The organism is Kitasatospora sp. NPDC048662 (assembly GCF_055587065.1).
The window spans coordinates 651220-672040 of sequence record NZ_JBVJHA010000001.1 but is presented as its reverse complement, the minus strand read 5'-3'; the positions used below and the strand labels follow the sequence as shown (position 1 = coordinate 672040).

The 20821-nt window shown below is 72.2% G+C and carries 18 protein-coding genes; 12 read left to right on the top strand and 6 right to left on the bottom strand.

The genetic code is table 11. The features are described from left to right. The 7 genes from kdpA to ACZ6R9_RS03185 all read left to right on the top strand — a co-directional run bounded on the left by kdpA (position 1) and on the right by ACZ6R9_RS03185 (position 9575). A complete protein-coding gene (kdpA, locus tag ACZ6R9_RS03215) occupies positions 1-1662 on the top strand; it encodes a potassium-transporting ATPase subunit KdpA (protein WP_380487931.1) in 1662 nt (553 codons plus the stop codon). Continuing rightward, positions 1662-3749 (top strand): potassium-transporting ATPase subunit KdpB, encoded by a 2088-nt coding sequence (gene kdpB, locus ACZ6R9_RS03210; protein WP_380487932.1) that lies wholly within the window; start codon positions 1662-1664, stop codon positions 3747-3749. Before kdpA ends, kdpB begins: the two co-directional genes overlap by 1 nt. Before the next feature lie 19 nt (positions 3750-3768). Then, positions 3769-4386 carry a K(+)-transporting ATPase subunit C gene (kdpC, locus tag ACZ6R9_RS03205; RefSeq protein WP_465536213.1) on the top strand — a complete coding sequence of 206 codons (618 nt, stop codon included), beginning with the start codon at positions 3769-3771 and terminating at the stop codon, positions 4384-4386. A gap of 101 nt (positions 4387-4487) precedes the next feature. Then, positions 4488-7031, top strand: coding sequence for an ATP-binding protein (locus tag ACZ6R9_RS03200; protein WP_465536211.1), 2544 nt, complete (start codon positions 4488-4490; stop codon positions 7029-7031). Continuing rightward, complete coding sequence (locus ACZ6R9_RS03195) at positions 7028-7702, top strand: response regulator (protein WP_380487937.1); 675 nt, start codon at positions 7028-7030, stop codon at positions 7700-7702. Before ACZ6R9_RS03200 ends, ACZ6R9_RS03195 begins: the two co-directional genes overlap by 4 nt. A 35-nt stretch (positions 7703-7737) precedes the next feature. After that, entirely contained in the window at positions 7738-8397 is a 660-nt protein-coding gene (locus ACZ6R9_RS03190) for a response regulator (RefSeq protein WP_465536208.1), read from the top strand. Continuing rightward, complete coding sequence (locus ACZ6R9_RS03185; protein WP_465536206.1) at positions 8394-9575, top strand: sensor histidine kinase; 1182 nt, start codon at positions 8394-8396, stop codon at positions 9573-9575. The genes ACZ6R9_RS03190 and ACZ6R9_RS03185 overlap by 4 nt, the downstream gene beginning before the upstream one ends. 155 nt (positions 9576-9730) lie before the next feature. Here ACZ6R9_RS03185 and serS read toward each other — a convergent pair whose 3' ends face one another. Further along, complete coding sequence (gene serS, locus ACZ6R9_RS03180) at positions 9731-11026, bottom strand: serine--tRNA ligase (RefSeq protein ID WP_465536204.1); 1296 nt, start codon at positions 11024-11026, stop codon at positions 9731-9733. 280 nt (positions 11027-11306) lie between these two features. On the opposite strand from serS, the gene ACZ6R9_RS03175 reads away from it, so the two are divergent. Together ACZ6R9_RS03175 and ACZ6R9_RS03170 are read left to right on the top strand one after the other, a co-directional pair. Further along, on the top strand, positions 11307-11732 hold the full coding sequence (locus tag ACZ6R9_RS03175) for an SRPBCC family protein (RefSeq protein WP_465536202.1): 426 nt from the start codon (positions 11307-11309) through the stop codon (positions 11730-11732). After that, a complete protein-coding gene (locus ACZ6R9_RS03170) occupies positions 11729-12229 on the top strand; it encodes a MarR family winged helix-turn-helix transcriptional regulator (RefSeq protein ID WP_380487946.1) in 501 nt (166 codons plus the stop codon). The genes ACZ6R9_RS03175 and ACZ6R9_RS03170 overlap by 4 nt, the downstream gene beginning before the upstream one ends. Before the next feature lie 125 nt (positions 12230-12354). Here the strand turns inward: ACZ6R9_RS03170 and ACZ6R9_RS03165 are convergent, their stop codons facing one another. Further along, the gene (locus tag ACZ6R9_RS03165) at positions 12355-13152 is read right to left on the bottom strand and encodes an alpha/beta fold hydrolase (protein ID WP_465536199.1); all 798 of its coding nucleotides are present in this window, start codon (positions 13150-13152) and stop codon (positions 12355-12357) included. 32 nt (positions 13153-13184) lie between these two features. After that, complete coding sequence (locus tag ACZ6R9_RS03160; RefSeq protein WP_380487950.1) at positions 13185-13379, bottom strand: DUF4287 domain-containing protein; 195 nt, start codon at positions 13377-13379, stop codon at positions 13185-13187. 259 nt (positions 13380-13638) lie between these two features. Here ACZ6R9_RS03160 and ACZ6R9_RS03155 point away from each other — a divergent pair, with 259 nt between their 5' ends. Further along, on the top strand, positions 13639-14544 hold the full coding sequence (locus ACZ6R9_RS03155; RefSeq protein ID WP_380487952.1) for a hypothetical protein: 906 nt from the start codon (positions 13639-13641) through the stop codon (positions 14542-14544). A 9-nt stretch (positions 14545-14553) separates the two neighbouring features. Here the strand turns inward: ACZ6R9_RS03155 and ACZ6R9_RS03150 are convergent, their stop codons facing one another. The 3 genes from ACZ6R9_RS03150 to ACZ6R9_RS03140 all read right to left on the bottom strand — a co-directional run bounded on the left by ACZ6R9_RS03150 (position 14554) and on the right by ACZ6R9_RS03140 (position 17739). Then, complete coding sequence (locus ACZ6R9_RS03150) at positions 14554-14997, bottom strand: iron chaperone (RefSeq protein WP_465536196.1); 444 nt, start codon at positions 14995-14997, stop codon at positions 14554-14556. Positions 14998-15157: 160 nt separating this feature from the next. Continuing rightward, a complete protein-coding gene (locus ACZ6R9_RS03145; RefSeq protein WP_465536194.1) occupies positions 15158-17410 on the bottom strand; it encodes a heavy metal translocating P-type ATPase in 2253 nt (750 codons plus the stop codon). 56 nt (positions 17411-17466) lie between these two features. Continuing rightward, positions 17467-17739, bottom strand: coding sequence for a heavy-metal-associated domain-containing protein (locus ACZ6R9_RS03140; protein WP_380487957.1), 273 nt, complete (start codon positions 17737-17739; stop codon positions 17467-17469). A 358-nt stretch (positions 17740-18097) separates the two neighbouring features. Here ACZ6R9_RS03140 and ACZ6R9_RS03135 point away from each other — a divergent pair, with 358 nt between their 5' ends. Together ACZ6R9_RS03135 and ACZ6R9_RS03130 are read left to right on the top strand one after the other, a co-directional pair. Beyond that, the gene (locus ACZ6R9_RS03135) at positions 18098-19087 is read left to right on the top strand and encodes a hypothetical protein (RefSeq protein ID WP_465536192.1); all 990 of its coding nucleotides are present in this window, start codon (positions 18098-18100) and stop codon (positions 19085-19087) included. A 203-nt stretch (positions 19088-19290) separates the two neighbouring features. Next, entirely contained in the window at positions 19291-20718 is a 1428-nt protein-coding gene (locus tag ACZ6R9_RS03130) for an MFS transporter (protein WP_465536190.1), read from the top strand. Positions 20719-20821: the final 103 nt, after the last annotated feature.

Genomic DNA, 20821 nt, shown 5'->3' with positions numbered 1-20821 from the left:
ATGAGTGCCACTCTTGCCGGCTGGCTCCAGGCGCTCGCCCTGGTCGGTGCGCTGGCCCTGTGCTACCGGCCGCTGGGCGACTACATCGCGCGGCTGCTGACGTCCGCGAGACACCTCAGAGCCGAGAAGGCCCTGTACCGACTGGTCGGCGTCGATGGCGACGCCGACCAGCGCTGGCCGGTGTACCTGCGGTCGGTGCTGGCGTTCTCGATGCTCTCGGTGCTGTTCCTGTACGGGCTGATCCGCCTTCAGACGCATCTGCTGCTGAGCCTGGGCGTGCCCGAGATGGAGGCGCACCAGGCGTGGAACACCGCGATCTCCTTCACCACCAACACCAACTGGCAGTCGTACAGCGGCGAGTCCGCGATGGGCCACCTGGTGCAGATGATGGGCCTGGCGGTGCAGAACTTCGTCTCCGCGGCCGTCGGTATCGCCGTGGTGGCGGCGCTGATCCGCGGCTTCACCCGCAACCGCACCGACCGGGTCGGCAACTTCTGGGTGGACCTGACCCGGATCTCGCTGCGCCTGCTGCTGCCGATCGCGATCCTGTTCGCGCTGGTGCTGGCCGCGAACGGCGTGGTGCAGAACTTCCACGGCTTCCACGAGGTGACCACCCTGACGGGCGGTCAGCAGGCCGTCCCCGGCGGGCCGGTGGCCTCGCAGGAGGTCATCAAGCTGCTCGGCACCAACGGCGGCGGCTTCTACAACGCCAACTCGGCGCACCCGTTCGAGAACCCGACCGGCTTCACCAACCTGGTCGAGGTGTTCCTGCTGCTGGTGATCGCGTTCTCGCTGCCGCGCACCTTCGGCCGGATGGTCGGCGACAACCGGCAGGGCTACGCGATCGTCGCCGTGATGGCCATGTTCTGGGTGGCCTCGGCGTCGCTGATCACCTTCTTCGAGCACCAGCACGCCGGCAGCGCCCTGCAGGCGGCCGGCGCGGCGATGGAGGGCAAGGAACAGCGGTTCGGCATCGCCGGCTCCAGCCTGTTCGCGGCGTCCACCACGCTCACCTCGACCGGTGCGGTGGACTCCTTCCACGACTCGTACTCGCCGCTCGGCGGCGGTCTGACGATCTTCAACATGATGCTCGGTGAGATCGCGCCCGGCGGTACCGGCTCCGGCCTGTACGGCATGCTGATCCTGGCGATCGTCGCGGTCTTCGTGGCCGGTCTGATGGTCGGCCGCACCCCCGAGTACCTGGGCAAGAAGCTCGGCGGCCGGGAGATGAAGTTCGCCTCGCTGTACATCCTCACCACCCCGGCGATCGTGCTGATCGGCGCCGGCATCGCGATCGCCCTGCCCGGGGAGCGCGCCGGGATGCTCAACTCCGGGGCGCACGGCTTCTCCGAGGTGCTGTACGCGTTCACCTCCGCCGCGAACAACAACGGCTCGGCGTTCGCCGGCATCACCGTGAACACCACCTGGTACGACACGGCGCTGGGCCTGGCGATGGTGTGCGGACGGTTCCTGCCGATGGTGTTCGTGCTGGCGCTGGCCGGCTCGCTGGCCCGCCAGCAGCCCGTCCCGGCGAGCGCGGGCACCCTGCCCACCCACAAGCCGCTGTTCGTCGGACTGCTCTCCGGTGTGGTGCTGATCGTCGTCGGCCTCACCTACTTCCCGGCCCTGGCCCTCGGGCCGATCGCAGAAGGTCTCCACTGATGTCCACCACCCTTGAACCGGCGGCCCCCGAACAGGCGCCGCACAGAGTCTCCGCGGGCCTGCTCGATCCGAAGCTGCTGCTCGCCTCGCTGCCCGACGCGGTGAAGAAGCTCGACCCCCGGGTGATGGTGAAGAACCCGGTGATGTTCGTGGTCGAGGTCGGCTCGGTGGTCACCACCGTCGCCGCGATCGCCGACCCGTCGGTGTTCGCCTGGGCGATCACCGCCTGGCTCTGGCTGACCACGGTGTTCGCCAACCTGGCCGAGGCGGTCGCCGAGGGCCGCGGCAAGGCACAGGCCGACACGCTGCGCCGCACCAAGTCCGACACGGTGGCCCGACGGCTCGTCAACTGGCCGTCCGAGAAGGCCGAGGAGGAGGTGCCGGGCACCGCGCTGCGGCTCGGCGACCACGTGGTGGTCGAGGCCGGGCAGATCATCCCCGGCGACGGCGACGTGGTCGAGGGCATCGCCAGCGTCGACGAGTCGGCGATCACCGGCGAGTCCGCGCCGGTGATCCGCGAGTCCGGCGGCGACCGCTCGGCCGTCACCGGCGGCACCAAGGTGCTGTCCGACCGGATCGTGGTGAAGATCAGCTCCGAGCCGGGCAAGACCTTCATCGACCGGATGATCGCCCTGGTGGAGGGCGCGGCCCGGCAGAAGACGCCGAACGAGATCGCGCTGAACATCCTGCTGGCCTCGCTGACCATCGTGTTCCTGATCGCCGTGGTCACCCTGCAGCCGATGGCGACGTACGCGGGCGCCCCGCAGCCCACCGTGGTGCTGGTCGCGCTGATCGTGGCGCTGATCCCGACCACCATCGGCGCGCTGCTCTCCGCGATCGGCATCGCCGGCATGGACCGGCTGGTCCAGCGCAACGTGCTGGCCATGTCGGGCCGGGCCGTGGAGGCCGCCGGCGACGTCAACACCCTGCTGCTCGACAAGACCGGCACCATCACGCTCGGCAACCGGCAGGCCGCCGAGTTCCAGCCCGCGGAGGGCGTCACCGTCGAGGAACTGGCGGACGCCGCCCAGCTGTCCTCGCTGGCCGACGAGACTCCCGAGGGCCGCTCCATCGTGGTGCTCGCCAAGACCGCCTACGGCCTGCGGGCCCGCGCCCAGGGCGAGTTGGCGCACGCCGAATGGGTGCCGTTCACCGCGCAGACCCGAATGTCGGGCGTCAACGTGGACGGCCGCGAGGTCCGCAAGGGCGCGGCCGCCTCGGTCTCCAACTGGGTGACGGGCAACGGCGGTTCGGTCGGCTCCGAGGTGGCGCAGCTGGTCGACGGCATCTCCGCCGCCGGTGGCACCCCGCTGGTGGTCGCCGACCGCGAGGGCGGACGGCCGCCCCGGGTGCTCGGCGTGATCCACCTCAAGGACGTGGTCAAGGAGGGCATGCGCGAGCGCTTCGCGGAGCTGCGCCGGATGGGCATCAAGACCGTGATGATCACCGGCGACAACCCGCTGACCGCCCGGGCGATCGCCGAGGAGGCGGGCGTCGACGACTTCCTCGCCGAGGCCACCCCCGAGGACAAGATGGCCCTGATCCGCAAGGAGCAGGAGGGCGGCAAGCTGGTCGCGATGACCGGCGACGGCACCAACGACGCCCCGGCGCTCGCCCAGGCCGACGTCGGCGTGGCGATGAACACCGGCACCATGGCCGCCAAGGAGGCCGGCAACATGGTGGACCTGGACTCCAACCCGACCAAGCTGATCGAGATCGTCGAGATCGGCAAGCAACTGCTGATCACCCGCGGCGCGTTGACGACCTTCTCGATCGCCAACGACGTGGCCAAGTACTTCGCGATCATCCCGGCGATGTTCGCCGGCGTGTACCCCGGCCTCAGCCACCTGAACATCATGGGCCTGCACAGCCCGACCTCCGCGATCACCTCGGCGATCATCTTCAACGCCCTGGTCATCATCGGCCTCATCCCGCTCGCCCTGCGTGGCGTCAAGTACCGCCCGTCCGACGCGAGTTCGCTGCTCTCCCGGAACATCGGGATCTACGGCATAGGCGGACTGGTGGTGCCGTTCGTCGGCATCAAACTGATCGACCTGATCGTCCAGTTCGTCCCCGGCCTCAACTGACCAGAGAGGAGAACGAGACATGCCCGTCTTCCTGCGCACCCACCTCACCGCGCTGCGGATGCTGCTGGTGATGACCGTGATCCTCGGCATCGCCTACCCGCTGCTGATCACCGGCATCAGCCAACTCGCGTTCCCCGCCAAGGCCAACGGCTCCCTCGTCAAGAGCGACGGCAAGGAGATCGGCTCCAGCCTGCTCGGCCAGAGCTTCGACCTGCCCAAGCAGAACCCCGACGACCCGGACGAGCAGGCGCAGCCCGACCCCAAGTGGTTCCAGCCGCGCCCGTCCGCCGGCAGCTACGACCCGACGTCCTCCGGCGCCTCCAATCTCGGCCCGAACAGCGAAGAGCTGCTGAAGGCCGTCGAGGAACGCCGCGCCGCCGTCGCCGCGTTCGACGGCGTCGACCCGGCGAGCGTCCCCCCGGACGCGCTGACCGCCTCCGGCTCCGGACTCGACCCGCTGATCTCCGTCGCGTACGCCAAGGAACAGGTCCAGCGCGTCGCCAAGGCCCGCGGCGTCAGCCCCGAACAACTCGACCAGCTGATCGGCACGTACACCGACGGCCGCTCGCTCGGCATCTTCGGCCAGGGCGGCGTCAATGTGGTACTGCTCAACCGTGCGGTCGCCGACCTGAAGTGACGATGCGTCCCTTACCGAAGCAGGCCGACCCGGGCGCTCCCACGCCCGGGTCGGCCGGCCGCGTCCCCGCCCCTACCGACCCGACCGTGAGACGAGCCGCCATGCCAGTTGACCTCGGAGCCCAGATGCCCGCCCACCGGCGGGGCCGGCTACGGGTCTACCTCGGCGCGGCCCCCGGCGTCGGCAAGACCTACCGGATGCTCGACGAGGCGCACCGCCGCCAGGAACGCGGCACCGACGTGGTCGTCGGCTTCCTGGAGACCCACAACCGGCCCCGCACCGCCCGACTCCTCGACGGCCTCGAACAACTCCCGCGCACCGTACGGCGCTACCGCGACACCGAGTTCGCCGAACTCGACCTGGACGCACTGCTGGCCCGCCGCCCCGAACTCGCCCTGGTCGACGAACTCGCCCACACCAACGTCCCCGGCGGGCGGCACGCCAAACGCTGGCAGGACGTCGAAGAACTGCTCGCCGCCGGCATCGACGTCATCACCACCGTCAACATCCAGCACCTCGAATCACTCAACGACGTGGTGCAGAAGATCACCGGCGTGCCACAGCGCGAAACCGTCCCCGACGACGTGGTGCGCCGCGCCGACCAGATCGAACTGGTCGACATGGCCCCGCAGGCCCTGCGCCGGCGCCTCGCCCACGGCAACGTCTACCAGGCCGAAAAGGTCGACGCCGCACTCGCCAACTACTTCCGGGTCGGCAACCTCACCGCACTGCGCGAACTCGCCCTGCTCTGGCTGGCCGGCCGGGTCGACGAAGGACTGCGCGACTACCGGGCCGTGCACAACATCGACCGGGTGTGGGAGACCCGCGAACGCGTCGTCGTCGCCCTCACCGGCGGACCCGAAGGCCCCACCCTGATCCGCCGCGCCGCCCGGATCTGCGACCGCACCGCCGGCGGCGAACTCCTCGCCGTGCACGTCACCCGCAGCGACGGCCTGGCCGGCGCCTCGCCCGGCCGGCTCGCCGAACAGCGCAGCCTGGTCGAATCCCTCGGCGGCAGCTACCACGTGGTCGTCGGCGACGACATCCCCGAGACACTGCTGACCTTCGCCCGCGCCCGCGACGCCACCCAACTCGTCCTCGGCACCAGCCGGCGCGGCCGCACCAACCGCTTCCTCACCGGACCCGGCATCGGCGAAACCACCGTCGACCGGTCCGAGGACATCGACGTCCACATGGTCACCCACGCGTTCACCGGCCGCGGCCGCCTCCCCTCGCTCGGCCGCCGCCACTCCCGCCGCCGCACCCTCGCCGGATACGCCGCCGGACTCGCCGTCCCCTGGGTGCTGACCGCCATCCTCTCCCAGTCCCACCACACGCTGAACCTCACCACCGACGCGCTGATCTTCCAACTCGGCGTCGTCGCCGTCGCCTTGCTCGGCGGCGCGACCTCGGCCCTGCTCGCCTCGGTGGTCGCCTCACTGCTGCTGAACTACTACTTCATCCCGCCCGTCCACACCTTCACCGTCGGCGAGGCCAACAACTTCATCGCCCTCGCCGTGTTCGCCGCCGTCGCCCTGTGCGTGTCCACCGTCGTCGACCACGCCACCCGGCAGACCGCCCGCGCCGCCCGCGCCACCGCCGAAGCCGAAACCCTCTCCACCCTCGCCGGCTCCGTCCTGCGCGGCGCCGACGCCGTCCCCGCCCTGCTGGAACGCACCCGCACCTCCTTCGGCCTCGACACCGCCGCCCTGCTCGACCCCGCCACCGGCGAAGTCCTCGCCCGCACCGACACCCCCGCCGCCGCCGACCAGCACCCCGAAACCACCGAACTGCCCGTCGGCGCCGACGCCTTGCTCGTCCTCACCGGACGCCGCCTGCCCGACACCGACCACCGGGTACTCGCCGCGTTCGCCGCCCACCTCGCCGCCGCCCTCGAACGCGACCGCCTCGCCACCGTCGCCGCCGAGGTCGAACCCATCCGCGCCGCCGACCGGATGCGCACCGCCCTGCTCGCCGCCGTCAGCCACGACCTGCGCACCCCACTCGCCACCGCCCTCGCCTCCGTCGGCTCCCTGCGCAGCCCCGACGTCGAATTCTCCGCCGACGACCGGAACGAACTGCTCGCCCTCGCCGACGAATCCCTCGTCGAACTCACCCGACTCGTCGACAACCTGCTCGACCTCAGCCGCCTCCAGGCCGGCGCCCTCACCCTGCACCTGCAAACCACCCACCTCGACGAGATCCTGCCGCGCGCCCTCGACTCACTGCCCGACCCCGACGCACCCGTCCAACCCCTCGACCTCGACACCGCCCCGCCCGTCCTCGCCGACCCGCCCCTGCTGGAACGCGTCCTCGCCAACGTCGTCACCAACGCGCTCCGGCACAACGCCCCCGGCGCACCCGTCCTGGTCACCGCCTCCACCCACGCCGACCGCGTCGAAATCCGCATCGTCGACCGCGGACCCGGCATCCCGCCCGAGGACCGAGACCGCGTCTTCCTACCGTTCCAACGCCTCGGCGACACCGACAACACCACCGGCCTCGGCCTCGGCCTCGCCCTCTCCCGCGGCCTCGCCGAAGCCATGGGCGGCAGCCTCGACGTCGAGGACACCCCCGGCGGCGGCACCACCATGCTGCTCACCCTGCCCGCCGCCACCGAAGCACCCCACGAGGAAACCCCATGACCCGCGTCCTGGCCGTCGACGACGAACCCCGCCTGCTGCGCACCCTGCGCCTCAACCTGCTCGCCCGCCAGTACGCCGCCCTCACCGCCGGCACCGCCCGACAGGCCCTCCAACTCGCCGAACAGACCCCGCCCGACGCCGTCCTGCTCGACCTCGGCCTGCCCGACCAGGACGGCATGGACGTCCTGCGCGCACTGCGCCGCCACAGCGCCGCACCCGTCATCGTGCTGTCCGGCCGCACCGACCCCGCCGACCGCATCCACGCCCTCGACGGCGGCGCCGACGACTACCTCACCAAACCCTTCGTCATGGACGAACTCTTCGCCCGCCTCCGCGCCGTCCTGCGCCGCCCCGCACCCGCCACCGCCCCGCCACTCGCCCGGATCGGCGACCACGACATCGACCCCGCCGCCGCCCGCGCCACCGGACCCGACGGCCCCGTCCGGCTCACCCCCATCGAATGGAAACTGCTCTCCGTCCTGCTCGCCGCCCCCGGCCGGCTCGTCGGCCGCCAACAACTCCTCACCGCCGTCTGGGGACCGGGCCACGAAGAACACAGCAACTACCTGCGAGTCCACTTCGCGGCCCTGCGCCGCAAACTCGAACGCGACCCGCACCGCCCCCGTCACCTGGTCACCGAACCCGGCCTCGGCTACCGCTACCTCCCCTGACGGACCGTCAACAACGCTGTGACAGAATCCGCCGGGTGACCATCCGGGTACTGCTCGCCGACGACCAGGAGATGGTGCGACGGGGACTGCGCCGCATCCTGGAGACCCAGCCCGACCTCCAGGTGGTCGGCGAGGCCGCCGACGGCATCGCCACCGTCGAAGCCGCCCGCGCCCTGCGCCCCGACGTCGCCCTCGTCGACGTCCGGATGCCCCGGATGGACGGCCTCGAAGTCGTCCGGCAACTCTGCGGGCCCACCGCCGACCCGCAGGTCAAAGTGGTCGTGGTGACCACCTTCGACCTCGACGAGTACGTGTACCCGGCGCTGCGCGGCGGCGCCTCCGGATTCCTGCTCAAACGCTCCGGACCGGCCCTGCTGATCGAAGCCGTCCGCGCCGCCATGGCCGGCGACAGCCTGATCAGCCCGTCCGTCACCGTCCGCCTGCTCCAGCACGTCACCGGCCGCCGCGCCGAGAGCACGCCGCTCACCGAACCGCTCACCACCCGCGAACAGGAGATCACCCGCGAAGTCGCCGCCGGCCGCACCAACGCCGACATCGCCGCCGCCCTGTTCATCTCACCCGGCACCGTGAAAACCCACGTCGCGCACATCCAGCGCAAATTCGGCGTCCGCAACCGGGTCGGCATCGCCATGCGCGCCTTCGAACTCGGCTACCTCACCGACCTGCCCGCATGACCGCGCGCACTCCAGTCCGTACGGCCGCCGGCACTTTCGTCCGCACGACGGTCCGTACGACCGTCCGCCGGGTCCTGACCGTCCGCCGGGTTCTGACCGCCCGCCGAGTGCTCACCGCCGTCGCGGCCGTCCTGCTGCTCCTGCCCGCGGCGGCCGCCCCGTGGACGGCCTGGCTCCCCGCCACCGCCGCCGCCCTGGTGCTCGCCCTCACCACGCTCCGCCCGCCGCCCGTCCTGGCACCCGTCGCCGCCGCCCTGCTCTCGCTCGCCGTCGACGTCGGCTACCTGGGCGACCACGGGCTGACACTGCTCTGGATGCCCGTCGAATTCGCCGCCCTGCTGGTCCTGGTGGTGCGCTCCGTACGACGGCTGACGGACCGTCGGGCCTGGGCGGTCGGCACGCTCACCGCCACAGCCGCCCTGGTGCTGCCGCTGCGCTTCACCCTGCGCCAGCCGCGCCCTGCGGACGCCTCGGTGGCCGGCCTGCTGCTCGCCGCCGTCCCCGTCGCCGCCGGCCTGGGCGCCGCCCTCTACCTGCGCGGCCAGGACGACCGCCGGGCCCGCGCCGTCCGCGACGCCCGCCACCAGCAGCGCCTCACCGTCGCCCGCGACCTGCACGACTACGTCGCCCACGAGCTCACCGGCATCCTGCTCGAAGTGCAGGCCGCCCAGGTCAGCGGCTACGACGCGGACGAGAACGCCCGGCTGCTGACCCGCCTGGAAGCGGCCGGACAGCGCGCCCTCGCCTCCATGGACCACACCCTCGACACCCTGCGCGCCCCCGACGGCGCCGGCCCGCGCCGCCACACCCTCACCGAACTGCCCGCCCTGCTCGACCACTTCCCCGACCGGCCCACGTTGCAGCGCCCGGCCGAGCTGCCCCCGCTGCCGCCTGCCGTCGAGGACGCCGCCTACCGGGTCGCGCTGGAAGCCCTCACCAACATCCGCCGCCACGCACCCGCCGCCGACCGGATCACCGTCGCCCTCGCCCACCACCCCGGCACCGGCCTCACCGTCACCATCACCGACACCGGCCCCGCCCACCCCCGCGCCCGCCCCGGCGGCGGCACCGGCCTGGCCGCGCTGCGCGCCCGGATCGCCGACCTCGGCGGCGAGCTGACGGCCGGCCCGCACGGCACCGGCTGGCAGGTGGCAGCGACACTGCCCACCGGGGGCTGAACGTGGTGACGGCGCGTGGACGTACTGACGGCGCGTGAACGCGCTGACGTTGCGTGAACGCGCTGACCTTGCGTAAACGCGCTGACGGCGCGTGGCCGCCCCTGGTGCCGGGGGCGGCCACGCGCCGTTAATTCGCCTGTTCTTCCCCGGGGGGTCTACTCCTCGACCGGGGTGCCGTCGGCGGCGATCCGGGCGAAGCCGAGGTACTTGTGCAGCGCCGTCGGCAGCAGCACCGAACCGTCGGCCTGCTGGTGCTGCTCCAGCACCGCCGCGATGGTGCGGCCCAGCGGCAGACCCGAACCGTTCACGGTCGCGGCCGGGGTCGGCTTGCCGTTCTCGTCCCGGGTGCGGATGCCGGCCCGGCGGCCCTGGAAGGTGCCGAAGTCCGACACCGAGGAGATCTCCCGGTAGGTGTCCTGGCTGGGCAGCCACACCTCCAGGTCGTACGTCAGCTGCGAGGAGAACCCGGTGTCGCCGGCCGCCAGGGTGACCACCCGGTAGGCGAGTTCCAGCTCCTGCAGGCACGCCTCGGCGTGCGACACCATCAGCAGCATCTGCTCCCGCGCCTGCTCGGCGGCGCAGATCCGCACCATCTCCACCTTCGAGAACTGGTGCAGCCGGATCAGCCCGCGGGTGTCCCGCCCGTACGAACCGGCCTCCGAACGGAAGCACGGCGTGTGCGCGGTGAGCGCCAGCGGCAGCTCGGCCGGCGCGACGATCTCGTCCGCGTACAGGTTGGTGAGCGGCACCTCGGCGGTCGGGATCAGGAACAGGTCCCGGTCCGCGACACCCGTCCTGAACAGGTCCTCCTCGAACTTCGGCAGCTGCCCGGTGCCCGTCATGGTGCGCCGGTTCACCAGGTACGGCACCGCGTGTTCGACGTAGTCGTGCCGGCGGGTGTGCAGGTCCAGCAGCAGCGCGACGATCGCGCGCTCCAGCGCCGCACCGGTACCGCGCAGCACGCTGAACCGCGAACCCGACAGCTTGGTGGCCCGGCCGAAGTCCATGATGCCCATGGCCTCGCCCAGATCGACGTGGTCCTTGGGCACGAAGTCGAAGGCCTGCGGCTCGCCGACCCGGCGCACCTCGCGGGCGTCCTCGTCCGAGAAGCCGTCCGGCGCCTCGTCGGCGGGCAGGTTCGGGATCGTCAGCAGCAGCTCGGTCAACTCCTGCTGAACCGACTCCAGTTCGGCCTCGTTCTGCTGGATCTGCTCCTTCAGCGAACGGGCGCTCTCCTTCAGCTCCGAGACGTCCCCGCCCTGCTTCGCCGTCCGCTGCACCTCCTGCGCGACCTGCTTCGACCTGGCCCGCAGCTCGTCACCGGTCTGGATCCCCGCGTTCCGCCGGGACTGCAGGCTCTCCAGCGCGGACAGGTCGAGCCGGTAGCCGCGACGTGCGAGCCGCCGGACGGCTTCGTCCCCCAGGTCGATCAGGGCGCGGGCATCATGCATCGGAGTCTGCTCCTCGGGACAGCCAGGTGAGTGCCCCGACGGTAGCAGGGGGGCGGATCGGGGTGCACGGGCTTTGGGGGGCGGTCGGGGGAGTGGCGGGGGATGGTCTGGGGGCGGTCCGGGGGTGGCTTGGGGGCGGTCCGGGAGCGGTCCGGAGCGGTGGGGGTGGTCGGGTTCGGTCGGATTCGGTCAGGTGTGGTCACGCTTGCGAGTTGCTCTACGCGGAGATAATCTCTGCGTAGAGCAACTTGCTCCGACCGACTCTGCAGGGGGACCCACCATGTGGCAGCACGAGTACACCGCCGACACCACCGCCGCGCCGCACGCCGTCTGGGCCGTGCTCAGCGACTTGAACGCCTGGCCGAGTTGGGACACCTCGATGGAGTCGGTGACGCTGGACGGCCCGTTCGCCGTCGGCAGCAAGGTCGCGATGACGCCGACCGGTCAGGAGCCGATCGTCTCGGTGATCACCCAGATCGAGGAGAACCACGTCTACGCCGACGAGACCGAGTTCGGCGGCACGACGCTGCGCTTCTCGCACACCCTCACCGCCCTGCCCGAGGGTGGGACACGCGTCCTGCACCGCCTGGAGATCACCGGCCCGGACGCGGACGGGCTCGGCCCCGAGCTCGGCCCGATGATCACCGAGGACTTCCCTGAGGCGATGGCCGGCCTGCTGGCCCAGGCGGAGCGAGTGGCCCGATGAAGATTCACCCCGAGGACGCGGCGATCGTCGAGCAGGACCTGCTGGCCGACGGCCCGGTGCACAGCCCCGGCTTCTGGCTGTGGCACGCCACCATGCGCTGGCAGCGCGAAGTCGCCGCCGCGCTCGCCCCCTACGACCTGACGCACCCCCAGTTCGTCCTGCTCTCCTGTGCCTGGTGGCTCAACGAGCAGGGCAAGACCCCCAACCAGCAGGAGCTCTCCCGGCAGGCCGGCACCGATGTCCGCACCACCTCGCAGGTGGTGCGGAAGCTGGAGGCCAAGGGCCTGCTGACCCGCACCACCGACCCGGACGACACCCGGGCCCTGCGCCTGCGCATCACCTCGCAGGGCGTCGGCCTGGCCCGCGCCGCGATCCCCGACGTCGAGGCCGTCGACCGTGAGTTCTTCGCCCCCGCCGCCTTGGCCCTCCCCGGCCACCCGCCCATGGACGGAGTCGCCCTCAGCGCCCTGCTCCGCCACCTGGTCGACGCCCCCTGAGACAGCCGGCCTTCCGTCGGCGGCTGTCCCCAGCCGACCGTCCCCAGCCGACCGTCCCCAGCGGGTTCCCCTGCCGGGGCCCCCGCCGGCCCCCGCCCGGGGAAACGGCCCGGGGACCAGCCCCGTCAGCCCTTGGCGACGAACTCCGCGAGCACCGGCGCCAGCACCTCCGGTGCCACCTCATGGGTCTGACCCTCCAGCGTGCGGTACTCGGAGCCGGCGGCCGCGGCGGCGGTCGCCCGGGCCGCGTCCCGCAGCATCTCGGGGCTGAGGCCACCGTCCAGGACCAGCACCGGCACGGTCAGCGCGGCCAGTCGCTCGGTCGGCACCGGCGCACCGCCTTCGCCGTCCAGGGCCTCCGCGTCGGTGACCAGCGTCGGCGCGACGGACTCGAACACCGGCCAGACGGGGGAGTTGCGCATCCCGTCGATCATCGGCTCGGGCATGCCGACGAACGCCATGAAACGCGCGACCGCCGCGCCCCGCTCACCGGCGGCGATGTCCTGCGCCACGCCCGTCCGATAGTCCGTGAACCGGGCCCGCTGCTCGTCGCTGGTGCTGAACGGCGGCTCGTACACGGCAACCCGCTCGACCCCGATGCCCGCACCGGCTGCCCGCAGCGCGAGCGCCCCGCCGGAGGACAGGCCGAGCAGGGTCGCGGAGCCGCCCGCCATCGCGACGATCGCCGCCAAGTCCTCGATCTCCCGCTCGGCGGCGTATCCGTCGAGCGGCCCGCTCTCCCCGCGGCCGCGCCGGTCGTAGCTGAACACCCGGTGCCCGTCGGCCAGTTGGTCGGCGATCCCGGTGGACGGGCCGAACGCGCGGTGGCAGATCGCCCCGTCCACGATCACCACGGCGGGGCCCTCGCCCACCACCTGGTAGGCGATCCGGGTGCCGTCGGCGGAGGTCACGAACTCGGTCATGCAAGGCTCCTCGGGAGGGTGGGACGGGACGCTCAGGCGGCGAGCGTGTGGGCGACCAGCGCGTTGGCGTGGCCGTGGCCGATGCCATGCTCCGCCTTCAGCCAGGCGACCAGCTCCATGTGCTTGGTCAGCGGCGAGTTGCGGATCAGCTCCTGCCAGTCGGTGATCGGGCGCCCGTACTTCTGCTCGATCGAGGGGAAGTAGCTGGCCGGTCCCTTGACGCTCATCCCTGGTTCCTCCGTGCTCGTCGCGCTGCGTTGTTGCCGTCGCTGTCGTTGCCGTCGTTGGTGGTCGTCGTTGGTGGTCGTCGTTGGTCGTCGTCGCCGTCGCCGTCGCCGTCGCCGTCGCCGTCGCCGTCGCCGTCGCCGTCGCCGTCACAGGTATGGACGACCGGCCCCGGCGGAACTCATCGTTCCCCGCGAAACTTTTTCCGCGCCACTTCGCGAACAGCGTCCGCGGCCCGCCGGTGCCACCTACGGTCGGGTCATGGCATGGATCGATGACAGCACGATCGAGCGCGCCGCCGACTACCTGTGGACCGCGGGCCGGGTTCTGGAACAGCGGCGCTTCACCCACCTGTTCGACGCCCCGGACCCGGCGGGCGTCCTCGCCGCCCTGGACGCCTACCGCACTCCGGACGGTGGCTGGGCGTACGGCCTGGAGCCCGACGTCCGCGGCCCGGCCGCCCAACCGCTGGCCGCCGGTACCGCTGCCCGCATTCTCGGCGAGGCCGGCGCGCTGACCGGCCCGCGCGGACGCGAACTCTGCGACTGGGTCGCCACCTTGACCACCCCGGACGGCGGCGTGCCCGCGGTGCTGCCCAGCCTGCGCCGCTACCCGCACCCACCGTTCCTGCCGATCGCCGACGACCCCCCGGCCGAGCTGCTCTCCACCGGCCAGATCGCCGCCCCGCTGCTGCGCCACGGCGTCCAGCACCCGTGGCTGACGGGCGCTCAGGCGTTCTGCCGCCGCGCCGTCGAGGCGATCGAGAAGACCCACCCGTACGAGGTGTTCACCGCCGTCGGAGTCCTGGACGCCTCGCCGGACCGCGACTGGGCCGCCGAACAGGCCGCCCGGCTCGGCGAGTTGGTGCGCCGCCAGCAGCTGGTGCTGCTGGACCCGGCCCACCCGGAGCAGGTCCGGATCGCCCCCGGGTACGCGCCCCGCGAGTACCACCTGCCGCACGACTTCGCGCCCCGCCCGGACAGCCTGGCCCGCGCCTGGTTCTCGGACGCCGAGCTGGAACGCGGACTCGTCCACCTGATGTCCGCCCAACTCCCGGACGGCGGCTGGCCGATCAACTGGGCCCGGTGGTCCGAGTCCACCGAGCACGAGGCCCGCCCGGGCGTCACCCTCGGCGCCCTGCTCACCCTGCGTGCGTACTCCTCCTGAATCGGCCGCTCAGCCGACGGCGCGCTTCACCAGCTCGGTGAGGCGCGCCGTCTCGGCCTCGCCCAAGTCGGCGACCGCGTAGGACGTCGGCCACAGGTCGCCGTCGTCGAGGCGCGCCTGGTCGCTGAAGCCGATGGTCGCGTATCGGGACTTGAACTTGGCGGCGCTCTGGAAGAAGCACACCGGCTTGCCGTCCTTGTTGTTGTACGCGGGCATCCCGTACCAGGTCTTCGGCGCCAGCTCCGGCGCGACCTCGGTGACGATCGCGTGGAAGCGCTCCGCCAGCACCCGGTCCTCGGGCGGCATCTCGGCGATCTTCTCCAGCAGGTCCCGCTCCGCCTCGGCAGCCTTGGCGGCGGCCGACACTCGCTTGGACTCCGCCTTCAGTTCCTTGGCGCGCTCCTTCATCGCCGCGCGCTCGTCCGCCGTGAAACCCTCGTGCTTCTCCGCCATGACCGGCTCTCCTGTCCCGTTCCCTGGTGACGTTCTTCATCGGTGACGTTTTTCATCGTAGGAACGGGGCCGCCACCCCGGCTTCTCGGAAACTGATCGGTCCGGGTACGCCGAAGTCCGGCCCGGGAGGCTCCCGAACCGGACTTCTTGGACGTGAGGCTCAGCGGGCCTTGAAGGTCCGCAGGCGCAGGCTGTTTCCGACCACGAAGACCGAGGAGAAGGCCATGGCGGCGCCCGCGATCATCGGGTTGAGCAGGCCGGTGGCGGCCAGTGGCAGGGCGGCGACGTTGTAGGCGAAGGCCCAGAACAGGTTGCCCTTGATGGTGGCCAGGGTGCGCCGGGACAGCCGGATGGCGTCGGCGGCGGAGCGGAGGTCGCCGCGGACCAGGGTGAGGTCGGCGGCCTCGATGGCGGCGTCGGTGCCGGTGCCGATGGCCAGGCCGAGGTCGGCCTGGGCGAGGGCGGCCGCGTCGTTGACGCCGTCGCCGACCATGGCGACGGTGCGGCCTTCGGCCTGCAGCCGCTGCACGGTGGCGACCTTGTCCTCGGGCAGCACCTCGGCGATCACGTCCTCGGCGGGGATGCCGACCTCGGCCGCCACCGACTCGGCGACCAGCCGGTTGTCACCGGTCAGCAGTACCGGGCGCAGGCCCAGGGCCCGCAGCTCGGCGATCGCCTCCGCGCTGGTCGGCTTCACGGCGTCCGCCACCTCCAGCACGGCCCGCGCCGCACCGTCCCAGCCGACCGCGATCGCGGTCCGGCCGGCCCGCTCGGCCTCGGCCTTGGCGACCAGCAGCTCCGCCGGCAGCCGCTGCGCCCAGTCGGCCAGCAGTGCCTCGCGTCCGGCGACCACCGCGTGGCCGTCGACCACGCCCTGCACGCCCAGCCCGGGGACGTTCTCGAAGCTCTCGACCGCCTCCAGCTCGCCGAACTTCTCCTGTGCGGCGGTGGCGACGGCCTGGGCGATCGGGTGTTCGGAGGCGTGCTCCAGCGCGCCGGCCAGCCGCAGTGCCTCGTCCTTGCTGGTGCCCTCGGCGGTGTGGACGCCGACCAGGGTCATCCTGCCGGTGGTCACGGTGCCGGTCTTGTCGAGGACGATGGTGTCGACCTTGCGGGTGTTCTCCAGAACCTCGGGGCCCTTGATCAGGATGCCGAGCTGGGCGCCGCGACCGGTGCCGACCAGCAGCGCGGTCGGGGTGGCCAGACCCAGGGCGCAGGGGCAGGCGATGATCAGCACCGCGACGGCGGCGGTGAACGCGGCGGTCCAGCCTTCGCCGGCGCCCAGCCAGTAGCCCAGGGTGGCGAGCGCCAGGGTGATCACGACCGGCACGAACACGCCGGAGATCCGGTCGGCGAGGCGCTGCGCGGCGGCCTTGCCGTTCTGCGCGTCCTCGACCAGCTTGGCCATCCGGGCCAGCTGGGTGTCCGCACCGACCCGGGTGGCCTCGATCACCAAGCGTCCGCCGGCGTTGACCGTCGCGCCGGTCACGGCGTCGCCCGGGCCGACCTCGACCGGCACCGACTCACCGGTCAGCATCGAGGCGTCCACGGCGGAGCTGCCCTCGATCACGGTGCCGTCGGTGGCGATCTTCTCGCCGGGACGGACCACGAACCGGTCCCCGACCGCGAGTTGGCCGATCGGCAGCCGCACCTCGCGGCCGTCCCGCAGCACCGTCACGTCCTTCGCGCCCAACTCCAGCAACGCCTTCAGCGCCGCGCCCGCCGTCCGCTTCGACCGGGCCTCGAAGTACCGGCCGGCCAGGATGAACGCGGTGACGCCGGCCGCCGCCTCCAGGTAGATGTTCGACGCGCCGTCGGAGCGGGCGATGGTGAACTCGAAGCCGTGCCGCATGCCCGGCATGCCCGCGTCGCCGAAGAACAGCGCCCACAGGGACCACAGGAACGCGGCGCCGGTGCCCAGCGAGACCAGGGTGTCCATGGTCGCGGCGCCGTGCTTGGCGTTGGTCCAGGCGGCGCGGTGGAACGGCCACGCCGCGTACGTCACGACCGGGGCGGCCAGCGTCAGCGACAGCCACTGCCAGTTGTCGAACTGCAGCGCCGGCACCATCGCCATCGCGATCACCGGCACGGCCAGCGTCAGCGAGGTGATCAGCCGCTGCCGCAGCGGGGCCAGCTCGTCGGCCGCGTCGGTGCCCTGCTCGCCCTTCTCCTCGGCCGGGGGCTCCGGCAGTGCGGCCGTGTAGCCGGTGGCTTCCACGGTGGCGATCAGGGCGGAGACCTCCACGGGCCCGTCGATGACCACCTTGGCCTTCTCGGTGGCGTAGTTGACGCTGGCCTGGACGCCGTCCATGCGGTTGAGCTTCTTCTCGATCCGCGCGGCGCAAGAGGCACAGGTCATGCCGCCGATGCGGAGTTCCACCTCGGTGGAGGCGGGTGCAGCCTGGGTGGTCATCAGGGGCTCCTCGTGGGTTTCGAACATCCCGGCCGGTGGCCGGGCTGCTGCCTTCCTCAGGCGCGGCCGGTCAGTTCGTAGCCCGCCTCGTGGACGGCGGCGCGCACCGTCTGGTCGTCGAGCTCGGCCGCCGAACCGACGGTGACCAGCCCGTTCTGCACGTCCACCTGCACGGTCTCGACGCCCTCCAGGGCCCCGATCGCCTTGCCGACGGCCTTCTCGCAGTGCCCGCAGGTCATCCCGGACACGGCGAACACGGTGGTGACGGCGGCCGGCGCGGTGATGGTCGCGGTGGTGGAGCAGGTGCCGTCGCTGGAGCAGCAGGACATGGGATCCTCCGTTGAAATTCTCGATACCGGGAGGGGGTATCCCTTCCGGCAAGAACATTTATACCCCTGGGGGGTATGCAGTGCAAGCGTTTCCCGCCTGAATCCGGGGCCGGCCCGGTCCTGTAGTGGGGTGTGGCTCCCCGCCGCGGCCGCCCGGCCCTCCGCTTCCGAAAAATTTCCGGCCCACGGCCCGCCCGAGGTCCGCACTGGCCCTGACCTCGCAACTTTCGCCCCATGCAGGCCTCGTCGGGGTCTTCCCGCGCCCCGGAATCCGGTTCCGAGGCGCTTGACACATACCCCTAGGGGGTATCTACTCCGGGGTGTCGCAGGGCACCGTCAACCGCCAAGGGAGTCCGCCATGAACACCGCACTCAAAGTCGCCGTCTTCGCGTCCGGTCTCGCCGTCGCGTTCGGCGCCGCCTTCGGGGTCGGCCACGCCGTCGGCGGCGCCCCGGCCCCGGCCCACACCTCGCACGAGGCCGGCAAGGCCAACGACGCGCACGGGGACCACGACGCCGCCGCCGGTCACGAGGAACGCGGCGGCAAGGACGACCACCCCGGCGGCCTGCAGATCTCCGAGGACGGCTACACCCTGAGCCTCGACCACTCGGTGGTCCCGGCCAGTGGCCCGACCGAGCTGAGCTTCCGGGTGCTGACCCCGGACGGGAAGCCGCTCACCGCGTACCGGCCGGCACACGAGAAGGAACTCCACCTGATCATCGCCAGCCGCGACCTGACGTCCTTCCAGCACCTGCACCCGGTCCGCGTGGCCGACGGCACCTGGAGCGTCCCGGCGAACATCGCCAAGGCCGGCGACTACCGGGTGTTCGCCGACTTCACCCCGGCCGCCGGGGGCGAGGCGCTGACACTCGGCGCGGACCTGCACGCCGGCGGCGACTACCAGCCGGCCGCCCTCCCGCAGACCGGCCGCGCGGTCACCGTCGACGGCTACACCGTGACCGTCACCGGCGACCTGACGGCCGGCCGGGCGGGCAAGCTGGCCTTCGCGGTGTCGAAGGACGGCAAGCCGGTCGCCGACCTCGACCCGTACCTCGCCGCCTACGGCCACCTCGTGGTGCTGCGCACCGGCGACCTCGGCTACCTGCACGTCCACCCGGACGGCGAGCCCGGCGACGGCGTCACCAAGCCCGGCCCGGAGGTCGACTTCACGGCCACCGCGCCCAGCGCGGGCGACTACCGCCTGTTCCTGGACTTCCAGCACGAGGGCACCGTCCACAGCGCGGTCTTCACCCTCGCCGCCGGCGCGAACGGCGCCTCCACCGCCGGGTCCCCGACCACCGCCACGACTGCGGCGCCGACCCCCATCGAATCGGCCCACCACCACTGACCGGCCACCACTGATCGGCCGCGACTGATCGGCACCACTGACCGGCCGCCCCTGATCGGTCGCCACGGACAGGCCGCCCTGATCGGCCGCCCCTGACCGGCCGCCCCTGATCGGTCGCCCCACCCCCGCGCGGATTCCAGGCCTGCGCACACCCACGTCGCCCACATACCCCCTCCCGGTATACCCCCGAAGGAGACCCGGCCATGTCCGACCTCAGCGCACCCCCCGCACCGCGTCGCTGGACAGCGCTCGCCTTAATTGCCCTCGCCCAGTTCATGGTCATCATGGACACCTCGATCATCGGCGTCGCCCTGCCGAAGATGCAGACCGCGCTCGGGTTCTCGCAGGAGAACCTGTCCTGGGTGTTCAACGCCTACGTGATCGCCTTCGGCGGTCTGCTGCTGCTCGGCGGACGCCTGTCCGACCTGCTCGGCGCCAAGCGCATCTTCGCCGCCGGCTGGATCGTCCTCGCTGCCGGCTCCCTGGTGGCCGGCCTGGCCGGCACCGCCTGGGTCGAACTGGTCGGCCGCGCCGCCCAGGGCGCCGGCTCGGCGCTGATCGCCCCGGCCGCGCTCACCCTGCTGATGACCCTGTTCGGCGGCCGTCCCACCGAACTGCCCAAGGCCTTCGCCCTGTACGGCGCGGCCGCCCCGGCCGGCGGCACCGCGGGCGTGTTCCTCGGCGGCCTGATCACCCAGTACGCCAGCTGGGAGTGGGTGTTCTGGATCAACCTCCCGGTCGCGCTGATCGTGCTCGCCGCCAGCCCCTCGGTGATGCCCGCCGCCGCCGCCCGTCGCGGATCGATCGACTGGCTGGGTGCGATCACCGTCACCGCCGGCCTCGCCGTCACCGTGTTCGCCATCGTCCGTGCCCCCGAGGTCGGCTGGGACTCCGCGCAGACCTGGCTGGTGCTGGCCGCCGGTCTCCTGCTGATCGCCGCGTTCCTCGGCATCCAGTCCCGCCGCCGCGAGCCGCTGATGCGCCTCGGCATCTGGCGCAGCCCGAACCTGGCGGGTGCCAACCTGGCGCAGCTGCTGATGGCGGCGGCCTGGATCCCGATGTGGTTCTTCCTCAACCTCTACCTGCAGCAGGTGCTCGGCCTGAAGGCGTTCGCCTCGGGTGCGGCGCTGCTGCCGATGACCGCCGCGATCATGCTGATGATGATCGTCCTGGCGCCCCGCCTGATCGCCCGCTTCGGCCCGAAGCCGCTGATCGTCGCCGGCCTGGCCGCGCTCGCCGCCGGCATGTACTGGCTGTCGCTGGCCCGCCCGGACGGCAGTTTCGCGGTCGATGTCCTGCCGGCCTCGCTGCTCGCCGCGATCGGCATGGCGCTCGCCTTCATCCCGTCGCTGGGCACCGCGCTCGCCGTCCCGAACCCCGCCGAGGGCGGCCTCGCCTCCGGCATCGTCAACACCTCCTACCAGGTGGGTTCGGCCCTGGGCCTGGCCGCCATGACTGCCGTCGCCGCCGCCAACGGCTCCCGTGAACTCGGCAACCCGGTCGCCCTGACCCACGGCTTCTCCGCCGCCTTCGTCGGCGCCGCCGCCCTGGCCCTGCTCGGCGCCCTGGCCTCCCTCCTCACCCTGCGCACCCCGGCCCCCGCCGCCGAGTCCGTGGAGGCCGCGGCCTGATCCGCCCGCACCGACTGCCCGACGCTCCCCGGCGGAGCGCCGGGCAGTGCGTCGTCCTCGGTGCAAAGCGGCCGTGGGCCCGGCGGATCGGCGTAGCCTTCGT

What these genes read in the sequence shown, in the direction of transcription:
- kdpA (WP_380487931.1), top strand. Translation starts at nt 1, where the DNA reads ATGAGTGCCACTCTTGCCGGCTGGCTCCAGGCGCTCGCCCTGGTCGGT.
- kdpB (WP_380487932.1), top strand. Translation starts at nt 1,662, where the DNA reads ATGTCCACCACCCTTGAACCGGCGGCCCCCGAACAGGCGCCGCACAGA.
- kdpC (WP_465536213.1), top strand. Translation starts at nt 3,769, where the DNA reads ATGCCCGTCTTCCTGCGCACCCACCTCACCGCGCTGCGGATGCTGCTG.
- ACZ6R9_RS03200 (WP_465536211.1), top strand. Translation starts at nt 4,488, where the DNA reads ATGCCAGTTGACCTCGGAGCCCAGATGCCCGCCCACCGGCGGGGCCGG.
- ACZ6R9_RS03195 (WP_380487937.1), top strand. Translation starts at nt 7,028, where the DNA reads ATGACCCGCGTCCTGGCCGTCGACGACGAACCCCGCCTGCTGCGCACC.
- ACZ6R9_RS03185 (WP_465536206.1), top strand. Translation starts at nt 8,394, where the DNA reads ATGACCGCGCGCACTCCAGTCCGTACGGCCGCCGGCACTTTCGTCCGC.
- serS (WP_465536204.1), bottom strand. Translation starts at nt 11,026, where the DNA reads ATGCATGATGCCCGCGCCCTGATCGACCTGGGGGACGAAGCCGTCCGG.
- ACZ6R9_RS03175 (WP_465536202.1), top strand. Translation starts at nt 11,307, where the DNA reads ATGTGGCAGCACGAGTACACCGCCGACACCACCGCCGCGCCGCACGCC.
- ACZ6R9_RS03170 (WP_380487946.1), top strand. Translation starts at nt 11,729, where the DNA reads ATGAAGATTCACCCCGAGGACGCGGCGATCGTCGAGCAGGACCTGCTG.
- ACZ6R9_RS03165 (WP_465536199.1), bottom strand. Translation starts at nt 13,152, where the DNA reads ATGACCGAGTTCGTGACCTCCGCCGACGGCACCCGGATCGCCTACCAG.
- ACZ6R9_RS03160 (WP_380487950.1), bottom strand. Translation starts at nt 13,379, where the DNA reads ATGAGCGTCAAGGGACCGGCCAGCTACTTCCCCTCGATCGAGCAGAAG.
- ACZ6R9_RS03155 (WP_380487952.1), top strand. Translation starts at nt 13,639, where the DNA reads ATGGCATGGATCGATGACAGCACGATCGAGCGCGCCGCCGACTACCTG.
- ACZ6R9_RS03150 (WP_465536196.1), bottom strand. Translation starts at nt 14,997, where the DNA reads ATGGCGGAGAAGCACGAGGGTTTCACGGCGGACGAGCGCGCGGCGATG.
- ACZ6R9_RS03145 (WP_465536194.1), bottom strand. Translation starts at nt 17,410, where the DNA reads ATGACCACCCAGGCTGCACCCGCCTCCACCGAGGTGGAACTCCGCATC.
- ACZ6R9_RS03140 (WP_380487957.1), bottom strand. Translation starts at nt 17,739, where the DNA reads ATGTCCTGCTGCTCCAGCGACGGCACCTGCTCCACCACCGCGACCATC.
- ACZ6R9_RS03135 (WP_465536192.1), top strand. Translation starts at nt 18,098, where the DNA reads ATGAACACCGCACTCAAAGTCGCCGTCTTCGCGTCCGGTCTCGCCGTC.
- ACZ6R9_RS03130 (WP_465536190.1), top strand. Translation starts at nt 19,291, where the DNA reads ATGTCCGACCTCAGCGCACCCCCCGCACCGCGTCGCTGGACAGCGCTC.